Annotated in this window: 10 protein-coding genes; 6 read left to right on the forward strand and 4 right to left on the reverse strand. The window is 37.3% G+C overall.

Annotated elements, in window-relative coordinates; translation table 11 throughout:
- Positions 1–107 precede the first annotated feature (107 nt).
- Positions 108–6,884 (reverse strand): type I polyketide synthase, encoded by a 6,777-nt coding sequence (locus FJR11_RS08070; protein ID WP_168503192.1) that lies wholly within the window; start codon positions 6,882–6,884, stop codon positions 108–110.
- A gap of 808 nt (positions 6,885–7,692) precedes the next feature.
- On the opposite strand from FJR11_RS08070, the gene FJR11_RS08075 reads away from it, so the two are divergent.
- The 4 genes from FJR11_RS08075 to FJR11_RS08090 all read left to right on the forward strand — a co-directional run bounded on the left by FJR11_RS08075 (position 7,693) and on the right by FJR11_RS08090 (position 11,799).
- A complete protein-coding gene (locus FJR11_RS08075) occupies positions 7,693–8,022 on the forward strand; it encodes a hypothetical protein (RefSeq protein ID WP_028082946.1) in 330 nt (109 codons plus the stop codon).
- A 384-nt stretch (positions 8,023–8,406) separates the two neighbouring features.
- Positions 8,407–9,609, forward strand: coding sequence for an ABC exporter membrane fusion protein (locus tag FJR11_RS08080; protein WP_168503193.1), 1,203 nt, complete (start codon positions 8,407–8,409; stop codon positions 9,607–9,609).
- A gap of 309 nt (positions 9,610–9,918) precedes the next feature.
- Entirely contained in the window at positions 9,919–11,094 is a 1,176-nt protein-coding gene (devC, locus tag FJR11_RS08085) for an ABC transporter permease DevC (protein WP_168503194.1), read from the forward strand.
- 6 nt (positions 11,095–11,100) lie between these two features.
- A complete protein-coding gene (locus tag FJR11_RS08090; RefSeq protein WP_168503195.1) occupies positions 11,101–11,799 on the forward strand; it encodes a DevA family ABC transporter ATP-binding protein in 699 nt (232 codons plus the stop codon).
- Positions 11,800–11,828: 29 nt separating this feature from the next.
- Here FJR11_RS08090 and FJR11_RS08095 read toward each other — a convergent pair whose 3' ends face one another.
- From FJR11_RS08095 to petC, 3 genes are all read right to left on the reverse strand, one after another.
- On the reverse strand, positions 11,829–12,614 hold the full coding sequence (locus FJR11_RS08095) for a glucosamine-6-phosphate deaminase (RefSeq protein WP_168503196.1): 786 nt from the start codon (positions 12,612–12,614) through the stop codon (positions 11,829–11,831).
- 156 nt (positions 12,615–12,770) lie between these two features.
- Entirely contained in the window at positions 12,771–13,772 is a 1,002-nt protein-coding gene (gene petA / locus FJR11_RS08100) for a cytochrome f (protein ID WP_168503197.1), read from the reverse strand.
- 117 nt (positions 13,773–13,889) lie between these two features.
- Positions 13,890–14,429, reverse strand: coding sequence for a cytochrome b6-f complex iron-sulfur subunit (gene petC, locus FJR11_RS08105; protein WP_168503198.1), 540 nt, complete (start codon positions 14,427–14,429; stop codon positions 13,890–13,892).
- Between the two features lie 330 nt (positions 14,430–14,759).
- Here petC and FJR11_RS08110 point away from each other — a divergent pair, with 330 nt between their 5' ends.
- Together FJR11_RS08110 and FJR11_RS08115 are read left to right on the forward strand one after the other, a co-directional pair.
- A complete protein-coding gene (locus tag FJR11_RS08110; protein ID WP_168503199.1) occupies positions 14,760–15,068 on the forward strand; it encodes a DUF3067 family protein in 309 nt (102 codons plus the stop codon).
- A 384-nt stretch (positions 15,069–15,452) separates the two neighbouring features.
- A complete protein-coding gene (locus FJR11_RS08115; RefSeq protein WP_168503200.1) occupies positions 15,453–17,747 on the forward strand; it encodes an IMS domain-containing protein in 2,295 nt (764 codons plus the stop codon).
- The last annotated feature ends 83 nt before the right edge of the window (positions 17,748–17,830 follow it).

Here is a 17,830-nt window from a genome sequence, read left to right on the forward strand (position 1 = left end):
GATCCCGCAGGGTAGGTACAAAGAAGCAAAGGCACAAAGTTTTAATTTCATACTTCAGCAATACCTTAAATTCTCTCTGTGCCTCTGCGTCTCTGCGTGAAAAAAATCTAATATTTGGCTATTTGATTGGGTAGAATTGTTCCTTTAGCACCAATCATGCGATTATAAATTTGTCCTTGACGATTATAGGTAATCACATCCGTAACTACTGATGATTCTGTTTTTGATTGCACTTCACAAGTTACATAAAATGTTTCATTAAAAGGCACTTTTGCAAATTGTTCAAAGTTCTTAATTTCTGATGGTAAACAGCCAACTTGATGAAAGTGTTGTGTCCAAATCCAGAGAGAATGAATCTGGACATCTGCTATATAGGGATTGAATGTTTGCACTGGGAATTGTCCCTGTTGCTGTGCTGTAGGTTCTGGTAAATAGCATTCAATCGTTATCTTACTAGGGCTGGTATTTAAAACTGCTTTTGCCCCTTGAAAAGTGACTCCATGAAATAGGCTAGAAGCATTGACTTGATATAATTCTTGATTGGTTTTGAGGAAGTTTTCATCCTGATTAAAGTTCAGGCTTCCATAACTAGGAAGTGTGGGAATTTCTCGTTTGAGAATTATATTCGTGCTGAAGTGATAGCGGATTTTTCCGTCTGGTGTCTGACTGCTAATTTTAGCAGCAAATTCTATTTCCTGATTTTCATGTTTCGCAAGTTCTTGAATTTCTAAAACATATTCATTCGTTGCAGTTTCATCAAAAACTATGCCTTTTAAAACTTTGAAATTGGGAGAACTAAAGGCTGTAAATCCAGGGTATAGTTGTTCACAAGCATTAGTCATCCATAATAACCCACAGGTGGCAGGAAGTACGGGACGACCGGCAATCACATGATCCTGTAAAAATGGGTTTTCTGCTAATGTTAATTGGCGTTTAATGCGATAGGTTTTCAACTCATTAGATAAAGCCGAGGGAACATAAATCAAGGGACTACCAATCACTAATTGAACTGTATCTTGATTAGCGGTAGTTAGTTCATCAACTAATATTTGTGTTCCTGTTTCTAGCGGAATAACTTCAATTCCTCTTTCTGCAAAAGCTTTCTTTAATTCTGCTGATACCATGCCACTTTCCCAAGGGCCCCAGTTAATAGCCATGACATGACAGTTGGGGTAATTATGTTTAATTAAATGAGCAGATTTGTTGAGGATTTCATTGGCTATGGCATAATCTGATTGTCCCACATTGCCATAAAATCCCACTACGGAAGAAAACAAAACCAAATATTGCAATTGACTTGCTGGTACACACCGCAGAAGATTTTCTAAACCTTTCACTTTAGCTGCATAAACATTTTCAAAATCTTGAATTGATTTTTTTTCAATGCGTTTATCAGCTAAGTTTCCTGCACCATGAATTATGCCAGTTATTGCCCCAAAACGTTGACTTACATCTGTAAGTTTTGATTCTAGTAATACTGTGTCAGTAATATCTACATTCAGATATTCTGCTTCTCCTCCTGCTTGTTCAATGGCTTTAAGAGTATTTTGAATTTCTCGCTGTGAGGAAATTGCTTGATACTTTTTCTGTACCATTATTGGTGTTGCTTTTTCCCCTTGGGCTTGAAAATTTTCTAAAATTCGCTGTTTTAATTCCGCTTCGGTTTCACAATTTTCTGCCCAAACTGGTTCAGGTTCTCGACTGGAACGCCCTAAAAGAATGAATTTACATTGATATTCTTGGGCGATTTTAATTACACATTGGGCTGTGATTCCTTTTGCACCACCGCTAACTAAAAATACCTGATCTTTGGTAATTTCTCTAGGAGAATTAGTGGTTGGTAATGGGCTGAAATCTGCAATGAGATTGACTCTACCTTTGCTGCTATATCCTACTTCTTGAATTAACAAGTTTGGATCATGTATTTCCGCGAGGATATGTTTTACAGATGTTTCTGGATCTATTTCTGGATTTAAGTCAAGGGAACGACAGAATACATTTTCCCATTCTTGATTAATACTCTTGCTGAGTCCGAATAATCCCCCAGTAATTGCACTAAAGTTATGGGTTTCTCCTAATCCAAATTCTCCATCTAAACGCGCAACGTTAATAAAATAACTGCGTCCGAATTTTGCGGCTTCGTTGAGTGGTTCTTTGAGATATTTAGCGATTAAGAAGACATGACGCAGAATGGATTTATCTATGTCTAATGGTGTTGCTGGCTGAAGGTGAATAAATGCAGCTACAGTACCATAATTATCAGCAATCTGTTTTAACTGTTGTTGCAAGCTGTCTTCATTCCAATCAGTTAAAACTACTCGATTGATGCCTTCATTATCATTTGAGTTGATACCAGGAAAACTTAAAACTACAGTTTTCCAACCTTTAGCTGTTAAACTTTCTGCTAATTTTTTAGTGGTGAGAGAACCATCATCAGTTATTAATACAATGTGGTTTTCAGGAAGAGAAAATTCTAAACTATCTGGCGTGGGAAGTTGCTGTAATTTGGCAACACTGCGGCGAATATTTGGCACAGATGTTGTTGTTGATATCTCTACTATTTCTTCAGTTACTAACTTAGTAATTCCCTGGGCTTGCTGCTGCATATAAGTCGCAATTTCGCCCAAAGTTCTTAATTCTCCAATCTCTTCGGGGTTGGGTTTAGGTAAGTCGGGATAAAGTTCTAATAAACCTCCTAAAATTTCTACCCGTTTGATAGAATCAATTCCCAAATCTGCTTCCATATCCATTGACAGTTCTAGCATTTCGACCGGATAACCTGTTTTTTCACTGACAACTGTCAAAAGAATGTCGCTTAAATTTTCAGGTATTTCAACTTCTACTTTCTGTTCTTCAAGTTCAGGTGTAGATGTTATTAATTCCGCTTGGGGAACTTCTACTAATACCTCTGTAGTAATAATTGCTGTTGATACTTCTACCTGTTGATTTAAGATATCTGGAACTAATGTTTGCATATATTCAGCAATTTGTTCCAAGGTTCTTAATTGTCCTAATTCTTCGGGGTTAGGCTTAGGTAAATCTGGATATATTTCTAATAAGCCTCCCAAAATTTCTACCCGTTTGATAGAATCAATTCCTAAATCTGATTCCATATCCATTGACAGTTCTAACATTTCTACTGGGTAGCCTGTTTTCTCACTGACAACATTTAGCAGGGTTTGACTAAGGGTAGCTTTATCTATATTAATTGGGATTTTGGGAACTACAGTAATCGTTTTTTCATCATTTTCTAATTCCTCTGAGATTTGGGAAGAAAATACAGGTTCTTTGACTACAAAATTAGTAGGTTGAGGATGATTTACATAATTGATGACTTTATTTTCTGAAGTTAGTAAATGAAACTGTTGTTGCAGAAGTTGAAAGTAATGTTGGGTATATTCCTGTTGATATTTGAGATATTGTTCATGAATGCGGAGGGTATCACCTTGATGATCATGAAACCGCATCATGTTGCGTTCAGAATTAGAAATTGCTAATTGCTGAGTTTGAGATTGATGTTCTGTTAGTTCACTATTTCCCAATAATGAATACTGTTGCTGCATTAATTGAGAAAATGTCTTTGTGTATTCTGTTTGATTTTGCAAAGATTGTTCATGAACGTGGATAATATCCCGTTGTTGTCGGCTAAATTCTGTGATGAAATTTTCTAAGCTGTGAATAACTTTTTCATGATTCTGAGGCTGAATTTCAACTTGTTCTAATTTCCCATTAAATGCAATTGGAGGATTGTCGTTACCCTGTGATTGATGATTTCCATTAAATGAAGTTGGAGGCTTGTCGTTACCCTGTGATTGATGATTTCCATTAAATGAAGTTGGAGGCTTATCGTTAACTATTGGTTGGGGAGATATCACCTCTACATGATGACCATTTTCTAAAGCTTTCGCAAAGGCTTTTTGAGTTCTTTCGCTAATGTTGGTACTATTTAACCGCACATTCAAAACTTTTTGTTGAGGAACTTCAGGAATTTTAGTTGCGATTTGATAGGGGTCTAAATTTTGCAAAGATAATCCAGCTACCTGCAATTGAACTATGGCTTCTCGCAGTGTGCGATCACTATTTTTGGTATGATTTGCATTTACAGCTATAGCTATATGGGGTTTATCAGTTAAAATTTCTTTTACCAAATTGGTAAGAATATTTTTGGGGCCAAATTCCACAAAGCAATAACCACCAGCAGCATAGATATTTTCAATCTCCTGCTGAAATAATACCTGATTGAACAATTGTTCTTTGAGAATTTTTTGGATAACGTGGGGTTCTTGAGGATAACATCCACCTGTAACATTAGTATAAACAGGAATTTGTGCTTCGTTGAAATTTACCTTTTCAATAGCTTGGGCAAAAGGTTTTTGGGCATGAGATACTAATGGTGTATGGAATGCTGCGGAAACTCCTAATAAAAAAGTAGTAAAACCTTGTTTTTTGAGAACATCTTGAACTTGACTAATTTCCCCTTTCTTACCAGCTAATACTATTTGATGCTGAGAATTTCTATTAGCAACTGCTACCTGGGGAAAGTTTTTAATTACTTCCGTTATTTGCTGAATATCTCCTTTAACAGCTAACATTCCCCCTGCATCAAAATCTGCATTTGCAGGTGTAGCCATAGCTTGTCCTCTAGCTTTCACTAAGAACAAATAATCCTCTTCACTTAATACACCTGCAACCCACAAAGCTGTTAATTCACCGAAACTATGACCGGCAACAAAATCGGGTTTAAATCCAGCTTGTTGCAATATTTTATATAAGCCCGCACTAAATACTCCAATTGCCGGTTGTGCATATTCAGTTTTTTGCAATGTTGCTAACTGAATTTGCTTTTGCGCTTGATCAAAAACTGGCTGGGGAAATACTACGGTTGATAAGGGCTGTAACCCGTCTTCACACAACAGGCTATCCATGTGCGTATAGGTTTGGCGCAAGCAGGGAAAATTCATTACCAACTCCCGCCCCATTTCTAAGTATTGTGAACCTTGTCCAGAAAACAAAGCCACTACTTTACCTGTGGTATCTATCCCTGTTTGGCGGTAGTAAATCCCTTGAGGATGTTCCCATGATTCGGCTTCAGGCTTGTTTTTCAGCCCTGCAATCACAATTTGCAACAATTCCCCAGCTTGGGCTAAATCATTAGCTACAAAGCCAACTCTGGCATAATTAACGGGAATTTTCCCAGTTTTAGCATCAGTAACTAATTGTTGATAGTGTTTTTCTTTACCTTCTGTCTGTAATTGTTGCTGGATTTGTTGACAACGAGATAACAACTCTGAAGCCGTGGGGGCAAATAGCAGCAACGATTCTGGAGTATGGTGTAAACGGTACGGGTGATGATGTTCATGTTCATATTCTTCTAAAACAACGTGATAATTTGTACCACCAAATCCAAATGCACTGACTCCTGCCCTTCTTGGTTGGGTAGGATGACTTACCCAAGGTCTAGTCTCCGTATTTAAGTAAAATGGTGAGTTCTCAATATTCAGTTTAGGATGGGGCTTACTGACATTAATCGTCGGTGGTAAGACTTTGTGATGCAATGCTAAAGCCGCTTTAATGAGACTAGCAGCACCAGCCGCCGCCTTAGTATGTCCAATTTGGGATTTGACAGTTCCCAACGCAATATGCTGTTTTTTCGGGTTATTTTCGCCAAAAACGCTGGTAATAGATGTAAATTCCGTAGGATCTCCTACCATCGTTCCCGTACCATGGGCTTCAATTAAACCTACACTGGCAGGAGACATCCCTGCATCTGTGTATGCACGAATCAAGGAATTAATTTGACCTTCCGCGCGAGGTGCATAGATACTTTTATACTTGCCATCGCTAGAACTGCCCATGCCTTTAATGACTGCATAGATGCGATCACCATCTCGTTGAGCATCTTCTAGGCGTTTGAGTACCAGCATTCCCACGCCTTCACCTAATAGCATTCCATCTGCATCAGTATCAAAAGGTCTTACCTTTTCCCCCGGAGAAACCGCAGGGGTTTTACTGAAGCACATATAGGCGAAAATCGAGTTATCGGTATCCACCCCACCAGTTATCATCATGTCGGCGCGATGTTCCACCAATTCGCTAATAGCCATTCTCAATGCACCCAAGGAACTCGCACAAGCTGCATCTACGACGCAATTCATTCCGCCCAAATCCAGACGGTTAGCAATGCGTCCAGAAATCACATTTGCTAACATTCCGGGGAAGGCGTTTTCCTCCCATTGCACATATCCACTTTTGAGTTTTTCAATAATTTTTTGGCTATCTTCGTCTGATAAACCACTATTTTTGAGAACTTTTTTCCACAGTGGATCTTGCAATCTTGCACCCAAAGGAACAGCTAATTGTCTACCAATTGCTACTCCTAATATTACTCCCGTGCGTTCGTGATTAAATTGGCGAGATTTACCATAACCAGCATCTTCTATTGCCTCTTTTGCTACTACTAAACCGAGTAATTGAGAAATATCTGTTACCTCCAAAATATTGGGAGGTAAGCCAAATTCCATGGGATTAAAATCAATATCTGGTAAAAAACCACCCCGTTTACAATAGGTTTTATCCGGCGCTTTCGGGTCTGGATCATAATAATCATCTATATTCCAACGGGAAGCAGGAACGTCAGTAATACAATCCACTTTCTGAATAATATTTTCCCAGTATTCCTGTAAATTCTTCGCCTGGGGAAAAATAGAAGCCATACCAATAATTGCTACATTAGTTGTTCGCAACTTGGCATTAATTTCATTTTTCATCTTTGTGGTATCAGGCATATTTTTTTTCACCGTTATCATCTTAAGTACGGACTTTTCACAGTTACTAATTTCAGCTTGCAACTGTGCGAAAGCAGCTTCAAATTTGGAAGCAGCCATGATCATATTTCACTCTTTTGATCGGGCAACATTAATTATTGATGAATACTGTGGCGGTTGAATATGAAATAGTCTGATTAATCCTCTAGACTATAAATTAAATTTCCACCTACATTAATTTTAGTTTAGTGACAACTCTATTGCAACTCATAAGCAATTTACGTGCAACTTTATAAAAGTCTTGCAAATGTAAAATTGATAGAGTCGTCTGAGAAATATCTTTGCTTATCCAATACGCTAATTATTATCTAAGTTTTAGCCACTTTGACCAAAGTTGCATACAGATTGCATATGATTAGTTCCAACTTATTGAAAACTTTATTTTGCCGTTACTAAGAATAATAAATCCTCTTGATAGAAATAGAATTTTTTTAGGTAATTACTGTTCATGAGTTTCTAATGCTAAATAGTTGATCTGTGCATCTATCCCTGGAAAGATTTTTTTCTCTTTGTAAAATTAGTCACAGCAAAATATATCCAAGGAGTTAAAAATATATTTTTTCATCAATTTAAGTCCGAAGTTTGAGATAATGAAAAACTGGTAATCTTCGATTTATTAAAAAAATGATAATTTAAGACTTGCAATTTTTACAAATCTAAGATAATGCAATAAATGAGGTTTTATAAAACAATCGTTGCATATAGGTTGAAATTCCCAAAAAATAAGTTTACTCTAAATTATTAAATCAGGGAAATTTAGACTGTGAGTTTAAAACAGTCTTCGAGCATAAAATTAGTCAATTAAACTTTATTGCATTGTTTGGCTTCTGCAATATTGGAATTACAAAAACTACAAGGAATTGCTGGCATGAGACTATCTGAATTAGATCCACTCATCCCGCTGAATGAGTTACGAGAAGACCTCCTCAAATTACCAAAAGGTTACTCATTTTATGAAGATGAATTAGTAGATTTCCTATCACGGAGAAGATGGCCCGAAAGCAATCGTCGAATTGATAGAACCACATTTTGGCGGTGGCGTAATGACAACGCTATTGAACATCAAAAAATCTTCAGTCGCTTGGATCTTCTCAAACTTTGTCAAATTTGTGATCATTACCGAGTAGACGGAACCCGCAGCGAATACTTGGCAATCATGCGGAAGAAAAAAGAGAAAGAGGTTGTGCTAAATAAATAAAATTTTGATCCTGGTAATCGGTAATAGTCAGCAACTAATTACCAATTACCTATCAAAATTTTAGTATTTAAGTATTTTATTTAATTTGCGGTTAATCAACCTGAAGAAATAATTTCTGATTAGTTGTATTTTGTTGGATGTTAAGGTTATCAAGTAATCCAGTTCAGTTAAAGATAGAAACCTTTAATTATGTAGATTGGGTTGACGCAAGGAAACCCAACGCTATCAATTTTTTTGTTGGGTTGCTGTCCCCTAAACCAACCCCATTTTTTCTTAACTGAAACTGATAAAGTTATCAAGAGATGCTATCAAGTGTAGTGGCTTTTCTGTCTCTTATTTAGAGTCAGAAATATTGTCATATTTCCTAATTTAAAAGACAAAATTATGGTACACAAAGAAAAGCACTCATTCACAAAACCTATGAGTTTGTGGCCGATAATGCTAGTAAGTTCTGGAGTTATAGCTACTAGCGTAATATCTATCTATAGCCTTTCATATTTTCAGAAAACTTCTAAATCATCCCCGACTATATCTTCTATTTCTCCCATTTCAGCCCCTACTATTACTGCTGTTGCTGCTTTAGGACGTTTAGAACCCCAAGGAGAAGTAATTCGTCTCTCCGCACCCAATTCGCAAACAGGAATCAGAGTTAATCAACTTCTAGTTAAAAAGGGAGACAAAATCCGTAAAGGACAAGTAGTAGCAATTCTTGACAATTACATTCCTAATTTTGCAGCCTTAGAAAAAGCAAAACGACAAGTAGAAGTTAGTCAAGCGAATCTTCAGCAAGTAGAAGCAGGGGCAAAAGGAGGTGATATTTCAGCCCAAAAAGCCACAATTTCCCGTTTAGAAGCTGAATTAAGGGGATCAGTTTCTACTCAAAAAGCTACAATTTCTCGTTTAGAAGCTGAACTAAAAAATTCAGAAACCGAAAATAAACGATATCAAAAATTATATCAAGATGGTGCTATTTCTGCTTCTGATGCAGATACTAAAAGATTACGCAGGGATACAGTTCAAGAACAACTTAATGAAGCTAATGCTAATCTCAAAAGAACTGTAGAAACTTTACAGAAACAGTTAAATGAATCTCAAGCTAGACTCAATAGTATTGCAGAAATTCGCCCTACAGATGTACAACTAGCTCAAGCAAATGTTAAAAGTGCTATAGCATCAGTTCAACAAGCTCAAGCCGAGCTAGATTTAAGTTCTATCCGTTCACCTGTTAATGCTCAAGTGCTAAAAATTAATGCTTGGCCAGGAGAAATAATTGGTAATAAAGGCATAGTAGAATTAGGACAGACTCAGCAAATGTATGTAGTTGCAGAAGTCTACGAAACTGATATTAAAAAAGTTCGTTTAGGTCAATCAGTAACTATCACAAGTGAAGCTTTTACCGGAAAATTAAAGGGAACTGTCACAGATATTGGTTTGCAAATTGGTAGACAAAATATCTTCAATACTAATCCCGGTTCAGATACAGATAACAAAATAGTTGATGTAAAAATTCGCATTGATAACTCAGCGGATAATCAACGAGTTGCCAGCTTAACTAATTTACAGGTACAGGCACTTATTAAAATATAAAAATGTCTGAACGATGATTTGACGGATTAATTTGATTGGGATGATTCATTAATTAGAAAATTTATAGTTCAGAATTTTTGCAAAATTATCAAAGTCTGAACTAAATAAGTAGACGAGAATTAATCAAAGTAGATTAAGTAATGTAAAAAACCTAGAGATGATTTTGTAGTGAGGGCTTCAGCCCTCAAATGAGGAATAAATTCCTCACTACAAACTTTGAATTATTCGAGCCGTTCTACTTATGATTTATCTGATTAATAAGGTGTATTTTAAAAATCGCATAGTTATATAAGTAACAAGAGGTAGAACATGATTTTAAATATACCTTTGCCTTGGCTACAATTGGTAAAACAAAAAGTGCGCTTTTTTGTAGCATTGGCTGGGATTGCTTTTATTTCTGTATTGATGTTTATGCAAATTGGGTTTCAAGATGCTCTTTATGCTAGTGCTACTCAAGTACATAAACATCTCCGAGGTGATGTGTTTTTAATTAGCTCCCAGTATAGATCTTTGACTTCTACTCAAAGCTTTCCTCGCAGTCGTTTATATCAAATATTAGGTTTTAATGGTATAGAATCAGTTGAACCTTTATATGTCCAATTTGCTAAACTCAAAAATCCCACCAATGGCCGCAAATATCCTATTTATGTGCTAGGATTTGATCCGGTAAAATCTATCTTTAGATTACCAGAAGTCGAACAGGATTTTCAATTACTAAAAATTCCTGACCAAGTATTTTTTGATCGCGCTGCACGGCCAGAATTTGGGCCAATTGCTGAATATTTTCAAAAAAATCAACCTATAAATATGGAAATATTTAGTTATTTGGGGACTATTGGTTACAAAGTTAAAGTTAGCGGTTTATTTACTCTTGGGCCTTCCTTTGGTGTGGATGGTAATTTAATTGTTAGTTCTTCTACTTTTCTCAAAATCTTTCCAGAACGCAGAGCAAATGAACTAGATATAGGTTCAATTCATCTGCAACCTCATGTTAATCCCCAAACAATTTTAGCAACTCTATCTACTAATTTACCTAAAGATGTCATATTGATGACACGCCAAGAATTTATTGACTTTGAAAAAAATTATTGGACATTAAGAACACCCATTGGATTTGTATTTAATCTGATGGTAATCATGGGTTTTGTCGTCGGTGTAATCGTTGTTTATCAAATTCTTTATAGTAATATATCAACTCATTTTGTCCAATTTGCTACACTCAAAGCCATGGGATTTAGAAATAAATATCTTTTGAATGTCGTCTTTCAGCAAGCTATAATTTTAGCTGTCTTGGGTTTTATTCCCGGTTTTGCTATTTCTTTAGGACTATATGATATTGCTAAAGATGCAACTAAATTACCGATTGTTATGGATGTTAGTAAGGGATTATTAGTATTTACTTCTGTAATTGTTATGTGTTTAACTTCTGGTTTCTTTTCTACTAATAAATTACGTAAAGTAGATCCAGCAGAAATCTTTAATTAACTAATAATGCAATATTTACCTTCTACCAATATTTTGGAAATCGCCAATCTTAATCATTACTTTGGTCATAGTAAATTACGAACTCAAACTTTGTTTGATATTAATTTGACGATCAAATCTGGAGAAATTGTGATTATGACTGGACCATCTGGTTCAGGAAAAACTACTTTATTAACATTGATTGGTGGTTTGCGTTCTGTACAAGAGGGAAGTTTAAAATTTAATGGACAAGAATTATTAGGTGCTAGTAATGAAGAATTAGTTCAAGTTCGCAGACAAATTGGCTATATTTTTCAAGCTCATAATTTACTAGATTTCTTAACAGCTAGACAAAATGTGCAAATGTCTTTAGAATTACAACGCAATATTTCTCAATGGGAATCTTATATCCAGTCAGAAACAATGCTCCAGGCTGTGAAATTGGGAGATAGAATTAATTATTATCCCTCTGATCTTTCCGGAGGACAAAAGCAACGAGTAGCTATTGCGCGGGCTTTAGTCAGTCATCCTAAGTTAGTATTAGCTGATGAACCTACGGCTGCTTTAGATAGTAAATCAGGAAGAGATGTGGTTAATTTAATGCAGCAATTAGCAAAAGAACAGGATTGTACTATTTTAATTGTTACCCACGATAACCGTATTTTAGATATTGCTGACAGAATCATTAATATGGAAGATGGTTATTTAATCCAACAAGTAATATAGACCTATATCCTCAACTCGTAGTGAGGACTTCAGTCCTCATCCTCAGATAGTAAACTCGCAGAATTGACATCTAAAAATAAAGTAGCTTGGGGTTGTTGACGTAAAATAGAAGCTGGACAATTAGTAGTAATATCTCCTGTTAACATGATTTTGACTACTTCAGCTTTTCTGATTGCTGGTGTTAAACAAATTATTTTTTTAGCATGACAAATTATGGGAATAGTTACAGTAAATGCGTATTGGGGAACATCTGCTAAATTGGCAAAATATCCTGTATTCACTTGTTGCTGACGGTTAACATCATCCAATTTGACAAGCTTAACTTTAGCAGGATCTTGAAAATCTGCCACTGCTGGATCATTAAATGCTAAATGTCCATTTTCACCAATACCTAAAAAGCATAGGTCTATCGGTTGATTTTCTAAGAGTTGAGCATAGCGATCGCACTCGGCTATTGGTTGCAATGTATCCCCTGCTATATAATAGAATTGTTGAGGAGATACCTTTTCTTCTACCCGTTCCCGCAAATAACGACGAAAACTGGCAGGATGATCGGATGTAATTCCCAAATATTCATCTAAATGAAATAAAATTATCCGTGACCAATCTATTCCCCCTAAAGCAATTAAAGCATCCAAAAATTGAATTTGGGAATTTCCTGTAGCTAATAAAATCGCCACTTTATCCTGTGTCTGAAGTAGGTTTTGTAAATATTGATGTGTGATTTTAGCCACATTTTTTGACATTTCCCCTTCAGAAGCGTAAATCTGTACCAACAGATGATCAACATAAAAAGATTTTCTAGGTTCTGTCATTTGTTTACTCCTAATTACAAATTATAAAAAAAGACAGGCAAAAAGCCTGTCAAATAGCTGATGATCTAGCAAAGAATTTGTAAGCATTCTCAACAGTGATTTTTCCGATTCATGAATCATCTAAATCAAATCAATCACAAAAATCATAGTTATGAATTAGAAATTCATTTCCGCAGCTTGAACTTTTTCTACTTGTTTCTTCTTGAGAACTAGCATTACTTGTGCCAACATCACCAAACAGATGAAAGCAACTAACCATGCAACTCTAGAAGAGTCTTGTAAAACGATTTCTGCATCTATTTGACCAAAGCCACCAACGTTGGGGTTGTTAGTCAAAGCATCACCAACTTTAACTGCTTGTCCTTCAGTAACAATTAGTTCAGGACCTGCGGGAACTGAATCAGTAACAACATCACCAGTTTCGGTTTTGATGCTAATTAGATTCTTAACGTTACCGTCTTCATCTTCTGTTTGAGCAATCTTGCTAATTGTGCCGGCAGCAGAAGCGTTGAATGCGTTATTATTGCTCTTTTCACCTGTGGGATAAATTTGTCCACGGCCACGATTACCGCCTACATGAACAGAGTATTTGCCAAAGTGAATATTTTTGTCTGTAGCGGGGTTAGGAGAAAGAATAGGAAAGATGATTTCTTGATATTCTTCACCGGGTATTGGTCCAACGATCAGGATATTTTCCTTGTCGTCGCTGTAAGGTGTGAATGTTACATCACCGACTTCTGCCTTGAGTTCTTCAGAAATGCGGTCTTCAGGCGCAATCTTGAAGCCTTCAGGTAACATTAATACAGCACCAACATTTAAGCCAACCTTAGAACCATCAGCACCCACTTGTTGCACGCTGGTATCGTAGGGAATCTTGACGATGGCTTTAAATACGGTGTCAGGAAGTACCGATTGAGGAACTTCTATTTCTGTGGGTTTAGCTGCTAGGTGACAGTTAGCGCAAACAATCCGTCCTGTAGGTTCGCGGGGAGTTTCCGGATAGGCTGCCTGCGCCCAAAATGGATAAGCAGCAGCAGTTTGTGGCAGGGCTATATCGCTAGTGAAGAAAAAAGTCACAGTAGCGATCGCTATTAGCAATGTATTAAACATTGCTTTAGCAGTGCGAGTTAACCTCGCAGGTGTAAGGGCATTTCTCATCTCTAAAAAGTCATTTGTCAGTGGTTATTGGTCATTTGTCAGTAGTCAGTGGTCAGTAGTCAAGAGTTGATGAAAAGCTCTAGATTATTGACGCAAAACTAATAACTTTGGCACTATTTAAGCCCACCAAGCGGCATCCCCAGTGCGGAAATCGGTTTCTGTCCAAGGTGTGAGCAGAATTTTGTCGTCTGCCACTGCGGCATGAGCCAGAGGCAAGGATTTTGGTGCAGGACCGCGAATTACTTTACCAGTAGCGTCATATTGTGAACCATGACAAGGGCATTTAAACTTATTCTCAGCCACATTCCAGGGAACAACACAACCTAAGTGGGTACAAATAGCATTAATCCCGTAGTCAGTGATCGCTTCTTTACTTTGCACTACAATATAGGTAGGATCTCCCTTGAGTCCTTGCACCAAAGTGCGATCGCCCACATTATGGCTATCCAGAAATTGGCTAACACTAACATCATTACCCAATTCGTTCTTGGCTACTGTACCGCCACCAGCGCCACCACTAGCAGGAGGAATGAAGTAGTTAACAACAGGGTACAATGCACCCAAAGCCACTCCGGTAACAGTCCCAAAAGTGAGCAGGTTCATAAACTGACGACGACCCATATCGGGAACATCTGCTGATTCAGAAAATTGAGCCATAATCTCCGCGCTGTTTGTGTAATTTATTAAGCATTTTGACAAGAGTACCAGCACAAGAGCCACTCTTATCTGAATCGAAATAATAACGCCCGCAGCGATGCCATAATTCTTAGTTGCAAGACATAGTGAGCATCTTTTCTGTTAGCATTACATTTCTTTATATCCTTATCATACTGGAGTCACGGAACTTAACATCATAACTAAATGTAAAATCTAGATAAGCCCAGGGAACAGGGAACAGGGAACAGGGAATAGGGAACAGGGGAAGACAATTTTCTCCAATGACCAATAGCAAAATCTAAAATCCAAAATCTAAAATCTAAAATTGGTATGACAGGAAAGGAATTACGCCAACTTTTGATTGATAAATGGGGACAACCTTATGATCTCCAGTTTCGCCGCACCCAGGGCAAAATATTTCTGCAAATCATGTGGAAATACTTTGGCCAAGCTTCTTTTCCCTTGAGCGAAACAGATTACCAAGATCATCTTGACAGCATCGCTAATTATCTCAATGCTTTGGGGGGAACACAACAAGTGCAAACTTTTATTAGTGAAACAAAAGAGCGTCCCCGTCTCGGTAAAGCAGTGAGCATCCCCCTCGACTTAGGTGAACGCGCTTCCGAGTGGATTGTTTAAACACGAGGTTATCACTAGGATATTCAAAAACATTTGCCAAAAAAGTGCTAGGAAATTCTTTGTTTAAAGAGGTTTATGGTTAATCCATTACTGGTAAAAGCGGATAACGCTGGTGGAGTAGATAGTTGACAAAATTAGTAAATGTAGTAGATTAATTTAACTTCATATCACCATCGATCAAAAATTTCAGACTTCTGACTTAAAATATAAAAAAATATCGGCATAAAATAAGATATCTGTTACTATCTACACTTATGGTGTTAGGTTAACACCGTATTAATGAGGCTATCATTATCGGACGGTTTTAGCAGCCTGAGATGCTCTAAGTAAATTATGTCAATTTTTATGAGATGCTACGAGAACACAGTGCAGGGGACGTAAACTGTGCGAATTCCGCTCGATTACTACCGGATTTTAGGATTACCGTTGGCGGCAAGTGAGGAACAATTGCGACAGGCATATAGCGATCGCATTGTCCAATTGCCACGACGGGAATATTCGGCTACATCTATATCTTCTCGCAAATGGCTGATTGAAAAAGCTTATATGGTTTTATTAGATACTCAAGAGCGAAAAGCTTATGATCAGCTTTATCTATCTCATGCCTACTCTCCTAATACAACTGCTGATAAAGTTCCACTAGAAACCCTAACAGATAGTAACTCTAAATATCCAGATGCTCAAGGTCTCAGCATCGAAATTACCTCAGATCGATTTGTTGGCTCTTTATTAATTCTCCAAGAATTAGGAGAATATGAATTGGTATTAAAACTTGGCCGCCCGTACTTAGTTAATAAACCTAGTTCAGTTAGTGTCAAAACAGGTCATCGTGTCACCCAGGCAGAAATTCCTGAAAACCCAGACTTACCAGATATTATCCTCACTGTGTCCTTAGCTTGCCTAGAACTAGGACGGGAACAATGGCAACAAGGTCACTATGAGAATGCCGCAGTATCTTTAGAAACTGGTGAAGAATTATTAGCACGGGAAGGATTATTTGCCAGCGTCCGCGCCGAAATGACGGCGGATCTTTACAAGCTTCGTCCCTATCGCATCTTAGAACTATTAGCACTACCACTAGCAGAAATTACTAAACGACGACAGGGGCTAGAATTATTACAAAGCATATTAGAAGATCGTGGCGGAATTGATGGCACTGGCAATGATCAATCCGGCTTAAATATAGATGACTTTTTGCGATTTATCCAACAAATTCGCCACTATTTAACAGTATCAGAACAGCATAAACTTTTTGAATTAGAAAGTAAACGCCCCTCAGCCGTAGCCACATATTTAGCAGTATACTCCTTAATTGCTAGAGGTTTTGCCCAACGTCAACCAGCTTTAATTCGCCAATCCAAGCAACTGTTAATGCAACTAGGCAAACGCCAAGATGTGCATTTAGAACAATCTCTTTGTGCTTTGCTGATGGGACAAACCGAAGAAGCCACCCGTGTTTTAGAACTAAGTCAAGAATATGAAGCTTTAGCTTTTATTCGGGAAAAATCCCAAGACTCACCAGACCTATTACCAGGACTGTGTTTATACACTGAACAATGGTTACAACAGGAAGTATTTCCCCATTTTCGGGATTTAGCAAAACAGCAGGCTGCTTTAAAAGACTACTTTGCCGATAGACAAGTACAGGCTTATTTAGAATCTTTGCCCACCGATGCCCAAATCACTAATGAATGGGCAGTAATTAATCATCAATCCTTTCCCCACCCAGACATAAATCATTTCCGTAAACAGGCTAATAACAGCATAGAAACACAACAATATCATCACCAACCAGCCAATTCTGAGTTATTAGAAACACATCCTCGACCTCAAGCCGAATCTACCCAGGTTTCTTTACCGAAATCGAATCATGTACCAACAAATGGAAATGGGAGAAATCAATCATCTCAAATACCTTTAACACCAACAGCAACAACCCCCAACAGAAACCCACAGCAACGTCATGGTCATTCTCAACCAGCTATAAACCAGCAGCCCTCAAAACGCAGACGACGTAAACCCAGCACTAATAACATTCTTCAGCGTTTTTTACATTCTCAAACTAATTTTCTCAGTAGCTTAGACCCAAAAACACGCCTAGTTTGGCTAGTTTTCTTCTCATTAGGAGGATTATTAGTTTTCTCGTTATTAGTATCTACGACTTTTAACTTGGTAAAAAATATCGTCTCTCCTAGTCCATCATTACAGGGAGAACAGTTAGCAATACAACTGAATCAACCACCAATAAATATTCCTGACCCCAATAGCCCAAGCGAATCAAGCAACGAAGAACTGACAAAGGAAACAGCAAAGGAAGTCATTGAAACTTGGTTATCTGCCAAAGCCGCAGCTTTAGGACAGGATCATGATGTTAATGGTTTAAATGAAATTTTAACAGGTGCAGTTTTATATCAATGGCAGTCAGTAGCCCAACAAGAACAAGAAGATAAACGCTATCGCCAATATAAACATAATGTAGAAATATTATCTGTTTCTAAAAAAGGTACAGATAAAGATTCTGCATCTGTAGACGTTAAGGTACAAGAAGTTACCCAGTTCTATGAAAATAGTCAGCCAAAAAAGTCCTCTGATGAAAAATTGCGTGTTCGCTATGATTTAGTTCGCAAAGAAGGTAAATGGCTGATTCAGCGAATGTCAGTAATTCAAACGTTTTTGTAATTGGTCAGTTGTCAGTTGTCAGTTGTTCGTTGTTCGTTGTTCGTTGTTATGAATGTCATCAAATCTTGATAATAATTCCGTGT

This window comes from Anabaena sp. UHCC 0187 (genome assembly GCF_009712035.1).
Classification (GTDB): Bacteria; Cyanobacteriota; Cyanobacteriia; order Cyanobacteriales; family Nostocaceae; genus Dolichospermum.

Coding starts and splice junctions, on each gene's coding strand:
- FJR11_RS08070 (WP_168503192.1), bottom strand. CDS start 6,884: ATGGCTGCTTCCAAATTTGAAGCTGCTTTCGCACAGTTGCAAGCTGAA.
- FJR11_RS08075 (WP_028082946.1), top strand. CDS start 7,693: ATGAGACTATCTGAATTAGATCCACTCATCCCGCTGAATGAGTTACGA.
- FJR11_RS08080 (WP_168503193.1), top strand. CDS start 8,407: ATGGTACACAAAGAAAAGCACTCATTCACAAAACCTATGAGTTTGTGG.
- devC (WP_168503194.1), top strand. CDS start 9,919: ATGATTTTAAATATACCTTTGCCTTGGCTACAATTGGTAAAACAAAAA.
- FJR11_RS08090 (WP_168503195.1), top strand. CDS start 11,101: ATGCAATATTTACCTTCTACCAATATTTTGGAAATCGCCAATCTTAAT.
- FJR11_RS08095 (WP_168503196.1), bottom strand. CDS start 12,614: ATGACAGAACCTAGAAAATCTTTTTATGTTGATCATCTGTTGGTACAG.
- petA (WP_168503197.1), bottom strand. CDS start 13,772: ATGAGAAATGCCCTTACACCTGCGAGGTTAACTCGCACTGCTAAAGCA.
- petC (WP_168503198.1), bottom strand. CDS start 14,429: ATGGCTCAATTTTCTGAATCAGCAGATGTTCCCGATATGGGTCGTCGT.
- FJR11_RS08110 (WP_168503199.1), top strand. CDS start 14,760: ATGACAGGAAAGGAATTACGCCAACTTTTGATTGATAAATGGGGACAA.